The sequence below is a fragment of the Wenyingzhuangia marina genome (genome assembly GCF_900130035.1).
GTDB classification, from domain to species: Bacteria; Bacteroidota; Bacteroidia; order Flavobacteriales; family Flavobacteriaceae; genus Wenyingzhuangia; species Wenyingzhuangia marina.
The window spans coordinates 191,686-211,489 of record NZ_FQXQ01000001.1 but is presented as its reverse complement, the minus strand read 5'-3'; the positions used below and the strand labels follow the sequence as shown (position 1 = coordinate 211,489).

Here is a 19,804-nt window from a genome sequence, read left to right as displayed (position 1 = left end):
ACTGCATAAAATCAGTTTCTCTATTCTGTATGATAAAACAAATATAATCTTGTTGATTATAAAGTGTTTACGTTGTTTAAGTCAGCAAAAGCTTGTTTCAAACGAGTTTTTAATGTTTCTTCTCCTTTACGTAACCAAACTCTTGGGTCGTAGTATTTCTTGTTAGGTGCATCAGCTCCAGTAGGGTTTCCGATTTGAGATTGTAAGAAGTCTGCGTTAGAAGCCATATAGTCTCTAATTCCTTCCATAAAAGCATACTGTAAGTCAGTATCAATATTCATTTTAATAGCACCATATCCAATAGCTTCTCTAATTTCTTCTACAGAAGAACCAGATCCTCCGTGGAATACGAAATCAATTGGGTTGTGATCTAATCCGTGTTTTTCTTCGATAAATTTCTGAGAGTTGTCTAAGATTTTTGGAGTTAATTTTACGTTTCCTGGCTTGTATACACCATGAACGTTTCCAAAAGCAGCAGCTACAGTAAATCTAGGTGATACTTGAGATAATTCTTCGTAACAGTAGTTTACTTCTTCAGGTTGAGTATATAATTTAGATTCATCAACGTTAGAGTTGTCAACACCATCTTCTTCACCTCCTGTAATACCTAATTCAATTTCTAAAGTCATACCCATTTTGTCCATACGCTTTAAGTATTCTTTACAAATAGCGATATTTTCTTCAATAGGCTCTTCAGATAAATCAATCATGTGAGAAGAGAATAATGGAGCTCCAGTTTCTGCAAAGTGTTTTTCAGAAGCATCTAATAATCCATCAATCCAAGGTAATAAGTTTTTAGCAGCGTGGTCTGTGTGTAAAATTACAGGCACTCCATAAGCTACAGATAATTCATGTACGTGTTTAGCTCCAGCAACAGCTCCAGCAATAGCAGCAGCTTGACCATCGTTAGATAATCCTTTTCCTGCATTAAAAATAGCTCCACCGTTAGAAAATTGAATAATTACTGGTGAGTTTAATTCTTTAGCAGTTTCTAAAACTGTATTAATTGTGTTACTACCTGTTACGTTAACAGCTGGTAATGCAAATTGTTTCTCTTTTGCTAGTTTGAAAATTTCTTGAACTGCATCTCCTGTAGCAACTCCTGGTTTGATATTGTAACTCATTTTATAATTAGTTTATTGAATTAATCACAACAAAAATAGTCATTTTTATATAATGATTGGGGGGGAATTGAACTAGTTTATACGAAAACGATATCGTACTAAAAAGGATAGTTGATTCCGATGTTAAGAACAGATTGACTTAAGCTGTAATTGCTGAACCATTTATTTTCAGTTAAATAAGGTTCATATGTTTTAAAAGCCAAATCTAAACGGAGTACCAAAAAGTTAAAATCATACCTAATTCCAGTTCCTGTACCAATAGCTATATTTTCAAAAGATTTAAATCCTGAAAAGAGTTCTTCTTCAGAAGCTGTAGAAGAGGCGTTTGGCAAGTTCCAAATATTACCTGCATCCATAAAAATAGCTCCATGGATACTGTTAAAAATTTTAAATCGATATTCTAAACTAGAAAGGATTTTAAGGTTACCAATATTAAATTCTAGTCCGGAGTTAGAACTACCAGGTCCAAGTTCATAAGTTTTCCAAGCTCTAATATCGTTAGATCCTCCGGCAAAATAGCTGCTGATAAAAGGAATATCTTTATTTTTTCCAGTAGGAATGGCAACCCCAACAAACGTTCTAAAAGCTAGTGAATTGTTTGTAGAGTTACTCCAGAATTTTCTAAAATCAACATCAAATTTTATAAATTGTGAAACTGGAATGTTCTCAAAAACTTTTTGATCTTCTTGAGTGTCGAATAAAAAAGCATTGGCGTTTCCTGCAGAAGTAACTTTGGCTTTAAAATAATTGTATCGAGTATCTGAAAGTCCTTGTTTGCTATTGTGTTCAAAAGCATAAGAGGCCGAAGGAATAATGTTGTTACTCGTAATAATACTCCTCCTTTTTTCTATGTTTTTAAGTGTTTTGTAGTCAGTTGGATTACTGCTCTCAAAACTAGAAGGAATGCTTTGTATAAAATTAGAAGCATTGTTTTTGTTTAGATTGTAAAAAGGAAATTCTGCTTCTTGGATGCTTTTGATTTGATTGTATTCCGAGCTATAAATATTAAAATAAGAATTGATATTTAAGTTTTTAATGTATTGAACATTTAATAACTCAACTGTGTGTTTGTTTTTTAAAGAAGATTTCCAAGTGTAATCAATAACTCCAGTAACCTTTTGCTTGTCTAGACCTATATTTTTTTGAAAACTGGTACCTAAGGTAACTTTGGTTCTAGGAGTCATGGTTCTTGGAATTAAGTTGCTAAGTAAAGGGAAAATAAATTTAGGGAATTCTAAAGAAGCATCAATTCCTAATTCATAGGCATCAAAATTACCGGTATTAGAACTGTTTACTTTAGTAGCTGTGTCAAAAATACTTCCTTGTAAAGAAAGTTTAAAGATTTCAGCACCTCTAAAAAGATTTCTGTTGATAAAACTAAATCCTCCAGATAAACCTACTTGTTTGATGTTGGAGTGGATAATTTCTGAATTGATTCCAACTCCATATTTTTTCATGGGAGTTAATATAATAGTAGTAGCTAACTCATTATTGGGTAGCTCTTTTTGACTAATTTTTACCACCCTAAAATTGTTTAAAGATCTTAGGTGTCTTCTTGTGGCCTCTATAGCATCATCGTTATAAATTTGGTTAGGTTCTATAAAAATTGAGTTGGCTAAAGTTTTTACTCTATATTTTAATTTTTCATGAGCGTAAAATTCAACATTATTATAGTTCTTCTTAGTGTCATATACATTATTTCTAGTGTCGTAACTATAATCTGTAAAAACACTTACTTTTTTAATGGTTTGAATGTTTGTTGGGATTTCTTCAATTACATTTCCTTTTTTGATTTTTCTGTGATCTATATGGATGTCAATAGGAGTAATATGATCTTGGGCCAGTGTGTCTATGTTTCTAAAGCTAATTAAGCTTTCTGTAAAATGATAAAATCCATTATTACGCAAAACACGCGTAATGGCACTTACAGTTTCTTGAAATTTTTCCTGATTGTATTGATCTCCTTTTTTTACAAAAACTTGATCTTTGTTTTGTTGAACAATAGAATCAACAGTTTTATTTTTAATAAAGTATTCAATATCACCAATAAAGTACGGATCTCTTTTACTAATGTTATAATAAATATCTGCTTTTTTAACGTTGGTAATCATTTCAGTTTTAACAGTAGCGTCAAAATATCCCTTGTTAAAAAAATGAATTCTTAAGTTTTCTGCAGTGTTGGTTGTTTTCTTAGCATCTACAATCACGGGAGCTTCTCCTTTTGTTAAAAGCCAATCGTTAAATTTCTTTTTTCTGTAAATACTTTTAAGAGTTTGCTTTTTTGATAGCAAGCGATCCCAGAAATTATTTCTGTTCTCAAAATCTTTAAGTTTTTGTTGGTGAATAGAGTCGTAGTTTAAATTTCCTAAATTATAAATCAACAATCCTACAGGCATGGTTAAAGCTCTGTTATTGGGTCTTTGAATTAAATAGTCAGTAATCGTGTAGTCGGTTGTTTTTTTATCATTGATTTTAATGGTGTTTTTACTAAGTAAATATTCGTTTTCTTTTACATATTTAGTCATGCTACATGCAGTTAATAAAAAACTGAGTATAAGGTATAATAGAAAAAAATGCGATGTTACTCTCAAAAAAATAATGAATTGATGTTTCAAAAATAAGCATTAAATACGTTTAGAAGTAATGCTTGTTGATTTTTAGTTTAAATTTGAATCCAAAATTTCATTACATGCCAATATCTAAGAATCAAATTAAATTGATAACGAGTTTACAACAAAAAAAGTACCGTGTAAAAGAAGGACTTTTTGTTGCTGAAGGAATAAAAGTAGTGAATGAATTTTTAAATTCTGAAATAGAGTTACAGACTTTGTTTTGTGTTGATGAAGTACTGGGGGATTACAAAAATTATGCTTGTGTAAGCATTACGGAAAATGAATTAAAAAAAATAAGTGTATTAAAATCGCCTAACAAAGTATTAGGGCTTTTTAAAATTCCATCAGAAAAAACTTCTCAAGACAACGGATTAAAAGTAGTGTTAGATACAATTAATGATCCAGGGAATTTAGGAACCATTATAAGGTTGTGTGATTGGTTTGGTGTAAAAGAATTAATTTGTAGCAAAGATACTGTGGATTGTTATAACACAAAAGTGGTTCAATCTACCATGGGGTCTTTAACAAGGGTAGTGGTAAAATATGTAGATTTGATTCCGTATTTAAAAGATACTCAACAACCTGTTTATATTACAGATATGGAAGGGGAGAATGTGTACGCTGCTACTTTACCAGAAAATGGAATTATTATCATGGGAAATGAGGCCAATGGTGTGAGTAGTGAAATAAAACAATTAATTTCTCGAAAACTAACCATTCCTAGGTTTGGAGAACTTCAAGCTACTGAAAGTTTAAATGTAGCGACAGCTACGGCTATTTTGTTGAATGAGTTTAGGCGTGCTACTGGAAAGTTAAAGTAAGAAAAACGCCTCTAGTTCTTAATTCGCTAACATTAGCTTTTGCAATAGATCCTAAGCCAATAAATTCATTTTGAAATCCGTAAACTCCCCTAATAGATGGAGAAAATTTAAAGTAAGGAAAGTAAAAACTAGCTCCAATTCCGAATTCTCCCATGAAAGTGTGTTGCTTCAGTTCAAAATCTCTTGGGTTAGCACCATTGTCATTGTTATTTTTCTTAGCAGTGAAATTATAGTTGTATGAAACTCCTCCTATGATAAATCCTCTAGTGTTATTAAGTCTTCGGGTACGAAGTTTTATAGATATCGGAAGATGGAAATAAGTAGCAGGAACTTCAGTTTTTATACCATCAAAGGTAAGACTGTTGGTGCTACTAATAATACCTGGTTCTGTTAAGAAGCTTATAAATTCAGATGTTTTTAAGTCGGCTAAAACTCCTAAATGAAATCCTGCTCCGTTTGATAAAGTAACATTGTTAGAGGCCTCTAAAGCATATCCTTTTTGATGTAATCCTAGATAAAATCCATAACGGATAGGTTTTTTATCAAAGTTTTGTAGCTGTAATACCCTTTCAGTTTGTCCATAAGAAATGGTACAAATACAAAAGAATAAAAATACAACTAGCTTTTTCATTTTACTTAATGGCTTTATAAATGGTAGAAACTCCAAAAGTTACAGGTATATCTACAACGTTATTAAATTTGTTTTCTTTTAAAATAGCATTAAATTTTTCTCCATAAGGAAAAGAATTGGCAGATTCTGATAAATAAGAATAGGCTGTTTTGTCTTTAGAAAACAAACCTCCAATTAAAGGTAAAAGTACTTTACTATGGAATTGATATCCTTGTTTAAATGGAAACTTAGTAGGTACCGAAGTTTCTAAAACCACAAAAGTTCCTCCAGGTTTTAAAACCCTGTTAATTTCTTGTAAACCTTTATTTAAGTCTTCAAAATTTCTAACACCATAAGAAACGGTAATAGCATCAAAAAAATCATCTTCATAAGGAATGTTTTCAGAATCGCCTAACACCATTTCAATATTAGATTCTAAGCCCAGACCTTTAATTTTTTCTTTACCAACTTCTAGCATTCCAGAAGAAATATCTAAACCAATAACTTGTGCATCTGGCATTTCTTGGCTGTGCATAATAGCCAAATCTCCGGTACCCGTAGCAATATCAAGTATTTTTTTGGGTTGACTCTCTTTGACGATTGCTATTACTTTTTTTCGCCATTGAATATCTATTCCAAAAGTCATGACCCTATTTAGGCCATCATAATTTCCAGAGATATTGTTAAACATGTCTGCTACTTGTGTTTTTTTAGTAGCGTCTGAGTCTTTGTAGGGTTTGATGATTTTTGACATGGCAAGATTATCCGTTAACAGCAATTACGTTATTTACTTTATTAGGTAACATTTCTTTAAGCATGGTTTCAATTCCATTTTTTAAAGTAATGGTAGAAGATGGACATCCGCTACAAGCACCTTGTAAAATAACATATACATCTTGGGTTTCTTCATCATAAGATTGAAAAACGATGTTTCCTCCATCATTGGCAACGGCAGGCTTAACATATTCTTCTAATATATTGGCAATTTCCAAAGGAACTCCTGCTAAATCTTGGATAGGAGTAGTAGGGATTTCTACTTTTGGTTTTGCAATGGAGGTATCAATAATGGTTTTTCCAGATTGGATATATTCCTTTAAAAAACTTCTTATTTGTACGTTGATTTCTCCCCACTCAATCAAATCATTTTTGGTGATGGATACATAGTTTTCTGAAATATAGACCTCTTTTACAAAAGGGAATTCAAATAAAACTTGAGCTAATGGAGAGTTTTTTGTCTCTTCAGCAGATTTGTATTCATGATCATCTGGCGTCAACATTTTATTACATCCAAACTTCATAACCATTGGGTTAGGGGTGCTTTCTGCATAAATTTCGATGGCAACTTTTCTTGTTTCAGCTTTGTCTGTCACAATGGTGTTCCCTTCGTTTAAATAGATTTCTATTAGCTCTCTAATATCATTTTGTATATCACTCCATTCAACGATATCGTATTTTTCTATGGCGATAAAATTAGCGCTAATAAATACCTTGCTAACAAATGGAAGTTTAAACAATTGTTGAGAAATAGGGGATTCTTTAGCTTCATCAATATTGTTAAATTGATAGCTTCCTCCTTTAGTTACCTGCTCATTACTAACAAACTTTACAATAGAAGCATTGTTAGTTCCTTCTATACTTATACGATGTGTATTCATTCCTCAAAAAAATTTATACAAAAGTAGTTTATTTAAATTTAATTGAGCTCTAATTTAACAGTTGGATCTTCCATTAGAAAGTATTTTTTCATTAAAAGGAATAAGTATAGGTTGCGATGATTCTAGAGTTATTATTGTCTATTGTTCCTGACTGAATATACTGAAATTGTTGGTTGGCATCATTAAAGTCATATTCATTGTCTTGCATGGTTTTTCTATAGGCAATATCTAATCTTGAAGCTCCAAAACGAATCCCAGCACCTAAAGAACCACTGTATTGATCTCCTAATTTTAAAACATCAGTATTTCTAGGGTCTAAATTTGTTTTATAAGGACTTTCTTGGTATCCAAAACCTCCTCTTAGACTTATATTTTGTAAGCGCAATTCTCCACCAATGTTTACATTGTTTGTGTTTTGTAAAACATTTGTGTAGTATTGGTTGTCATTTCTAAAACTGTTACTTCCGTTTAGGTTTAAAGAGTTGTATACATCATATCTATAATCTAGGTTGATGAATCCCATTTTACCAATAACAAAAGCACCACTGGCAGTCAGTTTTCCAGGAGTTCTTAATTGATATTCTAAATAAGAATTATCTATGAATGGATCTGCTGCATCAATGTTTTCTGAGGGAATGCTAGCGATTAATTCTTTAGAACTAAAGTTCTCCGCAAAACGATACCAAGTAGGTGATTGATAGGCTAACCCTAAACGAACTGATTGGATAGGTTTATAAATAAATCCAAGGTTGATAGAAAAACCATCGGCATTTTCATTTAAATCTTCAGTAGCCAATACATCTAGTGTATTATTGTTGTTGTCGGTACTTAATTCATTTAATGTGGTGGATTGCGAAAAATCAATATGATGAATGTTGATGCTAAATCCAGCATAAAAATTATGTCCATATTGTCCTGCCAAAGCCAAATTAATTTTAGAAGCTTTACCGTCTATATAATTATAGAAGTCTTGACTTATAGCATTATTGTATTCGTTATTAGTGTCAGGGTCGTTAGGGTGTTTGTTAAAACTAGCAAATCCGCTATTTCCATAAAAAGAATTTCGAGTATGAAAATTTGCTGTTTTTTGATAATTCACAGCAAAGCTAACTTTAGACCAATCATTAGTGGTGATGGCATCTCTAAAAACAAAAACAGCTCCTACTTGGTCTGTGTTAAAAACGGTAGATTTATTATTCATACTTGAATTATAATAATCTGTACTGTTGTCGTAATTGTACGATCCTAAAGTGAAGTTTAATTCATTATTGTTATAAATGGCTATTCCTGCTGGGTTGATGTTGATACTACTCAAATCACCACCTACAGCTCCTAAAGCTCCGTTTAGTCCTGTAGCTCTTGCTGTTCCGGTATTATTGTCTTGGGAGAATAAAACTCCTAAATCCGTATAATTATAGGTCTGTGCCTGTGCTTGATAACCTAAAAGGCAAAGCAGGCAAAAGTATAAGTGTTTTTTCATAAGATTTGTTTTTAACGTCTCCTATAGCTATTGCTATTGCTTCTGTATGATCCACTTGAGCTGTTACTACGATTGTTGCTTGATGAATTTGAGCTTCTGTTGTAACTAGGAGTACTTGTTTGTGTTGGGGTGTAAGATCTTTTTGCTTGGGTATTGTTTGAGTTTTGTGAACTACTAGTTCTTCTGTATGATCTTGTTGAATTTGTATTGTTATTATTGTAATATTTGCTATTACTGTTGTTGGAGTTATTACTGTTTGTATTGTAGTATTTGTTGTTAGATGAACGATTTGTTCTATAGGAATTACTATTGTTTCTATAGGTTTGATTTCTTTGGCTATTTCCGTAATAAATAGGTCTTCCCCAGTTCCAGTTATAATATCCGTAACCATACCAACTATTATAAGGATTTATGTATCCGTAAAAAGGATAATTCCACCCCCAATTGTAATATGGGTCGTAAAAGTTTGATCCCCAATTTCTCCGCAACTTTTATCACAAAAGTGCCCAAAACCTTATAAACGCTATGTTTATAAGGTTTTTTTATTTGTGTTGATTTGAATGAAAACCAAAATATTTCATATATTAGGTCAGTAATTCGGTTAGTACTTTTTTTAAGCCAATTTTACTAACCTATTTACAATTTATAGATACTTATAGTTTGATTTGACTTTCGTCCAATGTTTCACCACAAAAGACGATTACTATGGTATCATCAAATACTTATTCATTACTTACCTGGTTGTACACACAAAAAGTTGAACCAGGATTCGCAATTATTTATTTTAGAATTACCATCAATTCTAAACGAGCTAACATTAGTTTAAATAAGAAAATTAAAATTGATTCTTGGGATAATTCTAAGTCTAAAATCAAAGGAAATTCCAACGAAGCTAGAATTCTTAATCAGTTTATAAAAGAAGAAGAAGCTAAAGTAGCCAATGCTTATAGAGAGTTAGAGCTTGAAGGAAAATTAATCACTTCACAACTAGTAAAAGCAAGATATTTAGGTTTAGATACTCAAAACTATTCTTTTACTGACCTCTTTAAATATCACAATCTTATTACCAAAGACAAAGTAACCAAAGACACTTTAAATCACTATCTCACAACACAAAACTATATACTTGAGTATATTGAAAGTAGGTATAAAACCACAGATGTCTTTTTAAAAGAATTAGATTATAAGTTCATCTCTGGTTTTGAATTGTTCTTGCGAAATTATATTTCAAAAGGGAATAATAAACCCATAGGAAATAATACGATTGTAAAACACATACAACGTATTAATAAAATGATCAATATAGCCATCAACCTAGATTGGCTCCTTAAAAATCCTTTTGTCAATTATAAACTATCATTAGAAAAAACAAATAGAGAATATTTAACAGAAAACGAATTGGATAAAATTCAAAACTATTATTCAAACATTCCAAGATTACGTTTGGTAAAAGACTTGTTTTTATTTAGTTGTTATACAGGTTTATCTTACATCGATATCAGAAATTTATCTCCAGATAATATTGTAAAAGGAATTGATGGAGAGAATTGGATTATGACCAAAAGACAAAAAACAGGAACTTCTGTAAAAGTTCCGTTGTTGGAACCTGCCGAAAACCTGATTTTTTCTACTACCGAGAACTACCGAAAAATTGATTTCAATAAAATCTTTCCAACCATCTCTAATCAAAAGGTAAATAGCTACTTAAAAGAAATTGCTGATGCTTGTGGAATTACAAAGAATTTAACTTTTCACATGGCACGTCATACTTTTGCTACAACGGTTACTTTGTCTAATGGAATTCCTATTGAAACTGTATCAAAAATGTTAGGACATACCAAACTTACCACTACCCAGATTTATGCAAAAATTGTAGATAAAAAAGTAAGTGAAGATATGCGGATTTTGAAAAACAAATTCAGTTCTAAATCTCGTAATTCACTGATTTTAAAACACTCATCTTGAGTGTTTTTTTAGTTTCAGTACACCTATACGACTGTGTTTATACGTAGGTAGATATTACAAATAAAGGTGTTTCCATACATTCATGACTGCTATTTTTAAAAAGTTATTATGAAAAACATTACTAAATTAATTGAGGCATATCATGCATCACTAAAAAAAATTGAATCTAAAAATCTTGCCAAACACAAACAATTAAAGTACAAAATAGAAGCTTCAAAAAGATATTCACATCAAATAAGGGTCTATGTTCGTGACATGAAATTCAAAGATTTGAACGAAGAAATCACCTTTTTTAAAACCATCAAACCTAAAATTACAGCAGACATAAAACTCTACAATCATCAATTGGCTTATAATCAAGAAAAGCCATTCATAAGTCTAGAAAAACAGAAAAAATACATCCAAAAAAAGCTACGAGAATTAGAAGTCAAAAAGAAGAAACATCTAAAGTTTTACAGGTATATGAAACTGGAGGAAACAGCTTATGATGAATTGTATTTCTCAAGAGAAAAAGAACGTCTAGAATTGTTTCCTTTTTCGGATTTTAATGATACAGATATTGACTTTACAACTTCACATGATCAATTAGCATGTGAAGTAAAAACCTATGATGTTTTATGTGAGTTCTACAAACAAGAACTTCATTGTATTTCAAATGTGGAAGCAGGTTTTTATGATACGTCATTAAATAGACCAGCTACTAATAATCATTTGCATTGGACAGGCTCCAAAACAGATTTAGTAGAGTTAATTTATGCTCTTAAAACTTCTGGTGTTATCAATAATGGAGATTATCAAATTAAGGAATTAATAGAGGTTTTAAGTGACATATTTAATATTGAATTAGGTAATTTTTATAAAACATTTTCTGAAATAAGAAACAGAGCTAACAACCAAACTAAATTCATTAATAAATTAGCATTAAATCTTGTTAAAAAAATAGAAATCGATGATATCTAAAATCGGTAGTTGATGGAACTACCGAAAACGGCATTTCTAAAATATTTATTTAGAAATATTCTTATTTAAAAAACCTCAACCCATATAAACGTTGAGGTTTTTAATTTCACAAAAATATTTTTCGGTAGTACGAACAACTACCGAATAAAATCCATCAAAGCATTGCAATTTTGAAAAACGAAAGTCAAATCAAACTATTAGTGAACCATTAAAATTGCAAATTATGCCAAAAGAAATTATTACCACAGATGATTTAAGAGAGTTTAAATTAGAAATGTTAGAAGAGTTTAAAAAAATATTTAAATCTCATACTTCTCCTAAATCAAAGAAGTATTTAAAATCTAATGAGATTATGGAATTACTCCAAGTGAGTCCAGGAACACTTCAAACATTACGCATCAACGGAACGTTACCCTACACCAAAATTGGAGGTATTATTTATTACGATGCTGAAGAAATTCAAAAAGTAATGGAAGAAAACAAAGTGAAACACTAGAGTTTATGTCAGAAGTCAATTATATAAAACACTTAAAAGTTTTTTATGATAAAATAATTGATGACCAACGCTTTAATCCAACCCACATTAGTCTCTACATGGCTTTGTTTCAATTATGGAATGTGAATAGGTTTCAAACTCCTTTTTATGTAAACAGAAACGAAGTCATGATTATGGCCAAAATAGGTTCAAAAACAACTTATCACAAATGTATTCGTGATCTAAATAAATGGAAATTCATAAAATACAAACCTTCACAAAATCCATTTAAAAGTAGCGAAGTCAACATGTACAATTTTTGGACTAGTAATGGACAAGTACTGGGACAAGATGTGGGACAAGTAGTGGAACAACCTGTGGGACAAGCACTGGTATCTTATTATAAACATAATAAACATATAAAACGTAATAAACATTATAAACAGGAAAATCAAAATTCTGATTATTTAAAAGTTGAAAATGACAAGGATTATAGCCAACCACTTTGATGGTCATCGAGCGGAGTCGAGATGAAAATAATATAAGTTCCTGCCGATTTTAAAACTCAAAAAATAAAAAGAATTTGAAAGTTCCAAGAAATAAGTCATGTAATCATGGAAGTGCGTTTCGAAGAAAAGGAGCATGGAATGATGTAGTGACTGGTACGAAGTAATTTCATAGGAATCTTCTTGATTTTTGCATACTTTTTATCAAGAAAAAGTATGGGAATAAAAAAAATAAAACTCCATGCACCCACACATCATACACGAAAAAGAAACCCTATTCGAATTAGGAACCATAGAAAACAACATCATTCACTACGATTTTGATAAAGTTGTAGCCTACCTCAACTATAAAGGCAGATTAACCTTTGGAAAAAACTTTAAAATCTACGAAGATGACATGTTTTTACTTTACAAGCTTTGCTTGTATTTTATCAGAGATTATAAAAACTGTGAAAAATACGGGCTAGATCCCCACAAAGGAATTTTACTTTCTGGTCCCGTAGGTTGTGGAAAAACAAGTTGGATGAAATTATTAAAAAACATTACACCTTCAACAAATTCTTATCAGGTAGTCCCAAGCAGATATGTTACTTTTCAATTCAACGGAAAAGGATATCCGATTATTGAATTGTATGGTTCTACAAACTCCTATTGTTTTGATGATATTGGTGTTGAACCTGATGGAAAACACTTTGGACAAGATTGCAATGTCATGGGAGAAGTTTTACTCTCCAGGTACGATTTATTCCTCCAAAACAAAAAACTAACATTTGCTACAACCAACCTCAACGCAGAAGAAATTGATGAACGTTACGGTTCTAGAGTCCGCTCTAGAATGAGAGAGCTTTTTAATTTAGTAGCTTTTGATAAGAATTGTAAGGATAAAAGGTTGTGATGGCCATTTTTTTTACTTAAAACCTTACTTTTGTTCTTTACAAATACTAGAGATAAAAACTTAAATAGTACTGGTTGCCTTTATTATTTATATAACTATTACCTTTTTAAAGCATATTACTAACTTTACTCCATTTGACGAAAAACATTGAACTATAATCCGACAGACATATTTACAATTACTGATTTAAAGAAAATCATTACCGAAAATGAAATTCATTCTGATATAATAATTAGGGGAGACAGTATTAAAAAGCTTGAGAATGTTGAAAAAGTAAATGGATTCCTTGGAGTTAGTGATTCAACTATTGAAAGTTTTGGGACTTTAAAAGAGGTCAAAGGAAACCTATTTATTAGCACAAATACTGTATTCTCAAATATCAAGTCGTTAGACAACCTAGAATTTGTTGGTGGAGATTTAATTTTAAGATACTCGAACGTTAAAGATTTAGGTGCATTAAAAAAAGTTGGCGGAAAATTAAGTTTGAGAGATACTAATATCAAGAATTTAGGTTCATTAGAATTTGTTGGTGGTGACCTGTTTTTGCCAAAAAGAGTAGAAAAAGAAATTGACCTATCTAATCTGATTGTAAAAGGTAAAATTAAGTTTTGGAACGACAGTAAAACAAGAGATAAAGTTTTACCAAAAAGTGAAATGGGATATTTCGATTGTGATAACCCAGTCCCTCATTGGAACCACAAATACGTTTATTCATTTAGAGAAATTGGAGAAGCAAATTCGGCACAATTAGCATTTTATAGAGTTTACAAAAACCATTTTCTAAACGAAAAATACATTGACATAAAAGGAAACGATAATTATTCGTACATTCTATTTTATGACTTGTTAGAAAATCATAATTCAGACACAAAAGAATTGCAAATCCATTTAAAAAATCTTGCAAAATATTATCCTAAAACAAAAACATATGGAGAATCTGCGATAATAGAAAAATTAGAAAAGTCAGGCAATTATGAAAAAGCTTGGGATTTAATTTCACAAAAAGATTGTATCAATGTTCAAAAAATCATTGAATATGAAAATAAACTAAACCGAGAATTATTAAATGGCGACCTAATTGTAAAACTAGGTGGATTTAGTCATTTAACCGAGTTTGGACAAAAAAACATAAACGAAATAAAACCTTTTGCCAACCAACAACTTGAAAAATATAAACTAGAAAAAGGAACTAAATTTTTCAATCTATTTGTTAAAAATAGCAAACCAATAACAACCACAAAAACAGTTGAGATTGCCAACAAAAAATCATTATTTGGTTTTTTTAAAAAGCCAAATACACAAACCATATCGGAATACAATTCGGTATATTACGAAGATTTTTTCTTGTCAAAAGCAGAATATAAACATTACAAAGCAATAGATGATTTTCAAGCTGAATCAGGTTATGAAAAATTATTTCCTCACGTAGTTGAGAAATCAATCTTTAATCAATGTAGATTAATTTTAAAACAAGCTGAAGATTTATATAGAGAAACTATTGGAATGCCAAAAGTTGGAGAAGGTTGGATAAGTGAAACAGAGTTGTTTTATAAAATATCGGATTATTTTAAAAACGATGAAGTTATACATCACGCCTCACCAAAATGGCTTGGTCGCCAACATTTGGATATTTATTTCCCAAAATTAAATATCGGAATTGAATATCAAGGTGTTCAACATTATGAACCAATTGAGTTTTTTGGTGGACAAGAAGCATTTGAAAAAACTGTAGAAAGGGATAAAAGAAAAAAACAACTTTGCGAGAAACATAAATGTCATTTGATTTATGTTGAAAAAGGATACGAAATAAATGAAATAATAACAGAAATTGAAAAAATAAAAAGGGTATACAACAATGGGGATAAGTAATTACTACTTCATAGCTTACCGTCAAACGTAAGGTATGCTGAGTTTTGTCCAATTTACTAAGTCACAAATCTTATTCAAACAGTTTATAGGTTTCAGATTAGGGGTTAAAACCCTGCAATTTCATTGTAACACTTTAGTGCTATAAAAAATGTTATATCCTTGGGCTTGTTATTAATGGCTCCAGTTAATTTTGATATATAATAGGGATTTTATAATCCTTAGTGAAACAAACCTCTTTACTTCTAGTGCAGAGTGATTTAGTTAATTAAAAAATAAGTTTGAACAAATGGCATAAATACAACAAACTTTTTAATTTTAAAGAATACAGTCCTTATTAATATAAATAACAACTCGCCAATAACTACTAATGAATAAAGAAAATTGGTTTTTGAAAATAGCCACTAACCTTAGGCAAACTGCATATTGCTAATTATTAATTGTTCAAAAACTATACTTATTTACATATAAAAACACTCCTGAAATATTAATTATATTCATTTACATATAATTATTATATTTGTATCAATAGTATATCTAAAAACATATAATCATGCTTGCTGAATTTGTCAAAGAGAAACGTAAAGAAGTCGGGTTAACTCAAGAAGAGTTTGCGGATAGAGTAGGGGTGGCTTTAACGGTAATTCGTAAAATAGAACAAGGGAAAACAAATTTAAACCTAGACAAGGTAAACCTTGTTTTGGCTATGTTTGGACATGAACTAACGCCAACTAAAATAACAAACTCATGAGGCAAGCAAACGTTTTATACAAAGAAATACATGCGGGTGTGTTAACAGAAACAGACGAAGGAGAATATTGGTTTGAGTACGATAAAAATTACATAACTCAATATCCTCAACAATTCATTTCTTTTTCTTTTCCGGTAAAAGAAACCATTTACAAAGAAAAACGATTGTTTCCTTTTTTCGAAGGTTTAATTCCCGAAGGCTGGTTGTTAGAAATAGCCACAAAGAATTGGAAAATCAATCCAAATGATAGAATGGGTTTATTATTAACTTGTTGTTCCAATTGTATTGGAGCGGTAAGTATTCATCCTTTAAACAGTAAAACAGATGAATAAGTGTTTGTATTGTTATCAAGAATTAGACAAAGAGGAAAAAGATTTTCATAACACTTGTAGTCTTGAGTTTTTCGGAACCAAGACTTCACCAGTATTGGAGTATTCTTTTGAAGAAATGGAAAGTTTAGCCAAAGAAACTATACAGCGAAACATTTCCGTACCAGGAGTCCAGCCTAAATTATCGATGGATTTTAACAGTACAACTTCTCGTTTAACAGTAGTAGGGGCTTTGGGTGGGAATTATATATTCAAACCTCCAAACAAAGATTACCAAGAAATGCCCGAAAACGAGCATGTCACCATGCGAATAGCGGAAGCTTTCGGAATTCAGGTAGTACCTTCTAGTTTGATTCGTTTAAAGTCTGGAGAATTGTCGTACATCACAAAACGTATAGACAGAACTGTGGAGGGAGATAAAATTCATATGTTAGATTTTTTCCAAATCACAGAAGCTTTTGATAAATACAGAAGTTCCATAGAACGCATAGGAAAAGCTTTACATACCCATGCAACCAACACCCAATTAGACAAATTGTTCTTTTTTGAAATGGTGGTATTTTCTTACCTAACAGGAAACAACGACATGCATCTAAAAAACTTTTCCATGATAGAGCAGCAAGGGAGTTGGAAATTAGCTCCAGCTTATGATTTGTTAAATGTAGCCATTGTAAATCCAGCAGACAAAGAAGAATCTGCCTTAACGATCTGTGGTAAAAAAAGTAATTTAAATAAATCTGATTTTGAAAAAATTGGCGAAAATCTGTTACTAACACCCAAACAAGTCTCTGGAGTATTCAAACGTTTTTCTAAAAAGAAATCTATAGCGACAGACTTGATTCATCAATCTTTTTTAAGTGAGGAGATGAAAAAGAAATACATAGAATTGTTAGAAGATAGGTTTTCAAAGATATTATGAATTTACTAATTATTCAATCCTTCTATTTTTCACTAACTACTTGATACTAGCTACAAGATAGTTCTTCATTTCATTTCTAGCTTGACGAAGTATCAAGACGAAATGAAGAGATAATACTTACAATTACAAGTTCACATACAAGGCAAAAGAAGATAATAGATGAATTATAGTGTAAAGAAAATCTAATTTTTCTCACCACTCACTACTCACTACTCACAGTCCTTTTACCAACTACAAACTACCAAAAATACACCCTACCCACACAAATCATAAAAATCCTTATCAATTATCAACAAAACCAATCAATCTATGGGAATGACTTTGTATATTTAGCTAAAATTGTGGTCAGTTGTACATTTCCGTACATGAGCTGTAGAGAGATATGCCAAAAAACAAAAATTACCAAAAAAGGATAACGGTTCTAGACGAATGTTTTGCAAGTAGAACAGGATTGTATACACTTGAGAAACTAGAACAAGTAATTTTAGAAAAATTAGAAATAAAAGTATCTAAAAGAACAATTCAAAATGATATCGACTCTATTCGTGATATCATAGAAAATGACATTGCCAAAGATATAGATGTAGATCAGTATCCTGTTTTTCAAACAGGGTTGTATGAAGGGAAAAAGAAAGTCTTTCGGTATGCTAAAGCTGAGTATGCTTTAGGAAATCAATTATTATCAAAATCAGACCAGGAACAATTAGAAGACACTTTAGCGATTTTAGCCAGGTATAGAAATAGAGAAGAATTTAACTGGTTAGATGAATTATTTCCTAGAATCCAATCGGCTTTTGAGTTGGTGCACGAAGATTATAGTGGACTAATTAGCTACGAAACTAATAGAGATTACACAGGACAATCTTGGGTAGGGAAATTGTACAATCAACTAGTCAAAGGAAAAATATTAAATATAGAATATAAAACCTTTGCTAGTGAAACTAGTTATATCAGAAAAGTACATCCTTATCATTTAAAACAATACAATAGCCGTTGGTTTTTGTTTGGTTACGAAGAGGGTGAAAACTATACGGGAATCACCAACTTAGCATTAGATCGAATTGTTTCAATTACTGAAACTACAGAGAATAGTTTGCCAAATACAATAGATTGGGGAGATTATTTTGACGAAATCATAGGGGTGTCCAAACCTAATGATATTGAACCCATAGACATCAAACTTCGTTTTTCTTCTTCAAGAATTCAATATGTGTCCACAAAACCCATACATGGTGCAAGCCAACGAATGGACAAAACTGATCCTGAAAACAGAACCATTATTATTAACGTAATCCCTAACCGGGAATTATATCAAACCTTACTTTCTTTTGGAAATGATGTAGAGGTTATTGAGCCTGATTTTATAAAGAAGGAACTTTTAGAAAGTAAATAGTTTTGATACGCAATTACATTTCATGCCTACATCTCATCTTTGTAGGGTAATCATTAAAAATCATATGTTATGAGTAACAATACTAGTATTCAGTGTCCAGATTGTGGGAGTCAAATAGATGTAAATGACATCTTAAAACATCAATTAGAAGAAGTGATTCGTGGAGAGTTTCAGGAAAAGCAAGCAAAATTGGTAAAAGATCAAAAAGCCAAGGAGGAGGCTTTGGAAAAAGAAAAAGATGAATTCGAAGCAAAGAAACAACGTGAGAACGAATTGTTTAAAGAGCGTTTAGAGGTAGCTGAAAAGAAAACTAGAAGGGAGTTAGAAGTGAAATTGTCTAAAAAACTAGCCGATGAAAATGAAGAACGTTTAAAAAGCATGCAAAAGGAATTGGCAGAAAAGTCTGAACAAGTAAAAGAACTAAACCGTTCTAAAGCAGAGATAGAAAAGTTAAAACGCGAAAAGGATGAAGCCAAAGAACAGGCAAAGCTTGAAGCTGAAAAACAACTTTCTGAAACTCTGATAGCTGAAAAAGAAAAAATTAAAAGGTTGGCTTCTGAGGAAAATGAGTTGAAAATGAAAGAGCTAGAAAAGCAGTTAGCAGATCAAAAAAAGCTTACGGAGGAAATGAAACGTAAGCAAGAGCAAGGATCTATGCAATTACAAGGGGAGGTCATGGAACTAGCTATTGAGGAGTGGTTGTCTAGCCAATTTCCTTTAGATAGTATTGATGAAATTAAAAAAGGAGCAAACGGTGCAGATTGTATTCAAACCGTAAATACTAGAGAGCTAGTAAATTGCGGAACCATTTATTATGAAAGCAAACGCACCAAAGCTTTTCAACCTGCTTGGATAGAAAAGTTTAAAAATGATATTAGAGATAAGGGGGCCAATATAGGTGTATTGGTTACAGAAGTAATGCCTGCAGATATGGATAGAATGGGGATGAAAGAAGGGATTTGGATTTGTTCTTTTGAAGAATTTAAAGGTTTGTGCTCAGTCCTTAGACAATCTATAGTTCAGTGGAGTAGAGTGCTTCAAAATCAAGAAAACAAAGGTGATAAAATGAGTTTGTTATATAGCTTTTTAACCAGTAATGAATTCCGTTTACAAATGGAGGGAATTGTTGAAGGTTTTACTCAGATGAAAAAAGATTTGGATAGTGAAAAAAATGCAATGAAACGCATTTGGAAACAGCGTGAAAAACAAATCGAAAAAGTAACAGACAATTCAATTAACATGCATGCTTCTATTAAAGGGATTGCCGGGAATGCCATTCAAAGTATTGCGGCTTTGGAATTGAATTCAGAGGAAACGTTAGTAATTGAGTAGATCATTAGTATATATAAATCCAAGGGGTTTTCTTTTATAAACCTCTTGGATTCTTTTATTTAGCTGTTTTTGTGTGGAATTGAGTTTAGATCTACGTAATTAGCATCAAAT

The 19,804-nt window shown here is 31.3% G+C and carries 19 protein-coding genes; 12 read left to right on the top strand and 7 right to left on the bottom strand.

The features are described 5' to 3' along the window. Window positions 1-56: 56 nt before the first annotated feature. Together fbaA and tamL are read right to left on the bottom strand one after the other, a co-directional pair. The gene (gene fbaA, locus BUB70_RS00840; RefSeq protein WP_073117793.1) at window positions 57-1,124 is read right to left on the bottom strand and encodes a class II fructose-bisphosphate aldolase; all 1,068 of its coding nucleotides are present in this window, start codon (window positions 1,122-1,124) and stop codon (window positions 57-59) included. A gap of 98 nt (window positions 1,125-1,222) precedes the next feature. Next, complete coding sequence (gene tamL / locus BUB70_RS00835) at window positions 1,223-3,715, bottom strand: translocation and assembly module lipoprotein TamL (protein WP_073117792.1); 2,493 nt, start codon at window positions 3,713-3,715, stop codon at window positions 1,223-1,225. A 98-nt stretch (window positions 3,716-3,813) separates the two neighbouring features. Here tamL and BUB70_RS00830 point away from each other — a divergent pair, with 98 nt between their 5' ends. Then, the gene (locus BUB70_RS00830; RefSeq protein ID WP_073117791.1) at window positions 3,814-4,557 is read left to right on the top strand and encodes a TrmH family RNA methyltransferase; all 744 of its coding nucleotides are present in this window, start codon (window positions 3,814-3,816) and stop codon (window positions 4,555-4,557) included. On the opposite strand, the gene porT is transcribed toward BUB70_RS00830, so the two are convergent. The 5 genes from porT to BUB70_RS00805 form a co-directional block, all read right to left on the bottom strand. Beyond that, window positions 4,538-5,188 carry a type IX secretion/gliding motility protein PorT/SprT gene (gene porT, locus BUB70_RS00825; protein WP_073117790.1) on the bottom strand — a complete coding sequence of 217 codons (651 nt, stop codon included), beginning with the start codon at window positions 5,186-5,188 and terminating at the stop codon, window positions 4,538-4,540. The two genes, BUB70_RS00830 and porT, sit on opposite strands and share 20 nt — an antisense overlap. Before the next feature lies 1 nt (window position 5,189). Next, a complete protein-coding gene (gene ubiE / locus BUB70_RS00820; protein WP_073117789.1) occupies window positions 5,190-5,921 on the bottom strand; it encodes a bifunctional demethylmenaquinone methyltransferase/2-methoxy-6-polyprenyl-1,4-benzoquinol methylase UbiE in 732 nt (243 codons plus the stop codon). A 7-nt stretch (window positions 5,922-5,928) separates the two neighbouring features. Continuing rightward, window positions 5,929-6,822, bottom strand: a complete 894-nt coding sequence (locus BUB70_RS00815) for a NifU family protein (protein WP_073117788.1) — start codon at window positions 6,820-6,822, stop codon at window positions 5,929-5,931. A 91-nt stretch (window positions 6,823-6,913) separates the two neighbouring features. Further along, window positions 6,914-8,302 (bottom strand): OmpP1/FadL family transporter, encoded by a 1,389-nt coding sequence (locus BUB70_RS00810; RefSeq protein WP_073117787.1) that lies wholly within the window; start codon window positions 8,300-8,302, stop codon window positions 6,914-6,916. Beyond that, window positions 8,235-8,693 carry a hypothetical protein gene (locus BUB70_RS00805; protein WP_073117786.1) on the bottom strand — a complete coding sequence of 153 codons (459 nt, stop codon included), beginning with the start codon at window positions 8,691-8,693 and terminating at the stop codon, window positions 8,235-8,237. The genes BUB70_RS00810 and BUB70_RS00805 overlap by 68 nt, the downstream gene beginning before the upstream one ends. 314 nt (window positions 8,694-9,007) lie before the next feature. Here BUB70_RS00805 and BUB70_RS00800 point away from each other — a divergent pair, with 314 nt between their 5' ends. The 11 genes from BUB70_RS00800 to BUB70_RS00750 all read left to right on the top strand — a co-directional run bounded on the left by BUB70_RS00800 (window position 9,008) and on the right by BUB70_RS00750 (window position 19,693). Next, entirely contained in the window at window positions 9,008-10,267 is a 1,260-nt protein-coding gene (locus BUB70_RS00800) for a site-specific integrase (protein ID WP_073117785.1), read from the top strand. 108 nt (window positions 10,268-10,375) lie between these two features. Continuing rightward, window positions 10,376-11,227 carry an RteC domain-containing protein gene (locus BUB70_RS00795; protein ID WP_073117784.1) on the top strand — a complete coding sequence of 284 codons (852 nt, stop codon included), beginning with the start codon at window positions 10,376-10,378 and terminating at the stop codon, window positions 11,225-11,227. Between the two features lie 223 nt (window positions 11,228-11,450). Further along, window positions 11,451-11,723, top strand: coding sequence for a helix-turn-helix domain-containing protein (locus tag BUB70_RS00790; protein ID WP_073117783.1), 273 nt, complete (start codon window positions 11,451-11,453; stop codon window positions 11,721-11,723). A 5-nt stretch (window positions 11,724-11,728) separates the two neighbouring features. Continuing rightward, entirely contained in the window at window positions 11,729-12,211 is a 483-nt protein-coding gene (locus BUB70_RS00785; RefSeq protein WP_073117782.1) for a hypothetical protein, read from the top strand. A gap of 238 nt (window positions 12,212-12,449) precedes the next feature. Continuing rightward, on the top strand, window positions 12,450-13,103 hold the full coding sequence (locus BUB70_RS00780; protein WP_073117781.1) for a P-loop NTPase family protein: 654 nt from the start codon (window positions 12,450-12,452) through the stop codon (window positions 13,101-13,103). Window positions 13,104-13,250: 147 nt separating this feature from the next. Continuing rightward, window positions 13,251-14,972, top strand: a complete 1,722-nt coding sequence (locus BUB70_RS00775; protein ID WP_073117780.1) for a hypothetical protein — start codon at window positions 13,251-13,253, stop codon at window positions 14,970-14,972. A 550-nt stretch (window positions 14,973-15,522) separates the two neighbouring features. Continuing rightward, a complete protein-coding gene (locus BUB70_RS00770; protein WP_073117779.1) occupies window positions 15,523-15,720 on the top strand; it encodes a type II toxin-antitoxin system Y4mF family antitoxin in 198 nt (65 codons plus the stop codon). Further along, entirely contained in the window at window positions 15,717-16,052 is a 336-nt protein-coding gene (locus BUB70_RS00765) for a HipA N-terminal domain-containing protein (protein ID WP_073117778.1), read from the top strand. The genes BUB70_RS00770 and BUB70_RS00765 overlap by 4 nt, the downstream gene beginning before the upstream one ends. Next, window positions 16,045-16,968, top strand: coding sequence for a HipA domain-containing protein (locus BUB70_RS00760; protein ID WP_073117777.1), 924 nt, complete (start codon window positions 16,045-16,047; stop codon window positions 16,966-16,968). Before BUB70_RS00765 ends, BUB70_RS00760 begins: the two co-directional genes overlap by 8 nt. 382 nt (window positions 16,969-17,350) lie before the next feature. Then, window positions 17,351-18,361 (top strand): helix-turn-helix transcriptional regulator, encoded by a 1,011-nt coding sequence (locus tag BUB70_RS00755; RefSeq protein WP_073117776.1) that lies wholly within the window; start codon window positions 17,351-17,353, stop codon window positions 18,359-18,361. Window positions 18,362-18,430: 69 nt separating this feature from the next. Continuing rightward, complete coding sequence (locus tag BUB70_RS00750; RefSeq protein ID WP_073117775.1) at window positions 18,431-19,693, top strand: DUF2130 domain-containing protein; 1,263 nt, start codon at window positions 18,431-18,433, stop codon at window positions 19,691-19,693. Window positions 19,694-19,804 lie beyond the last annotated feature (111 nt).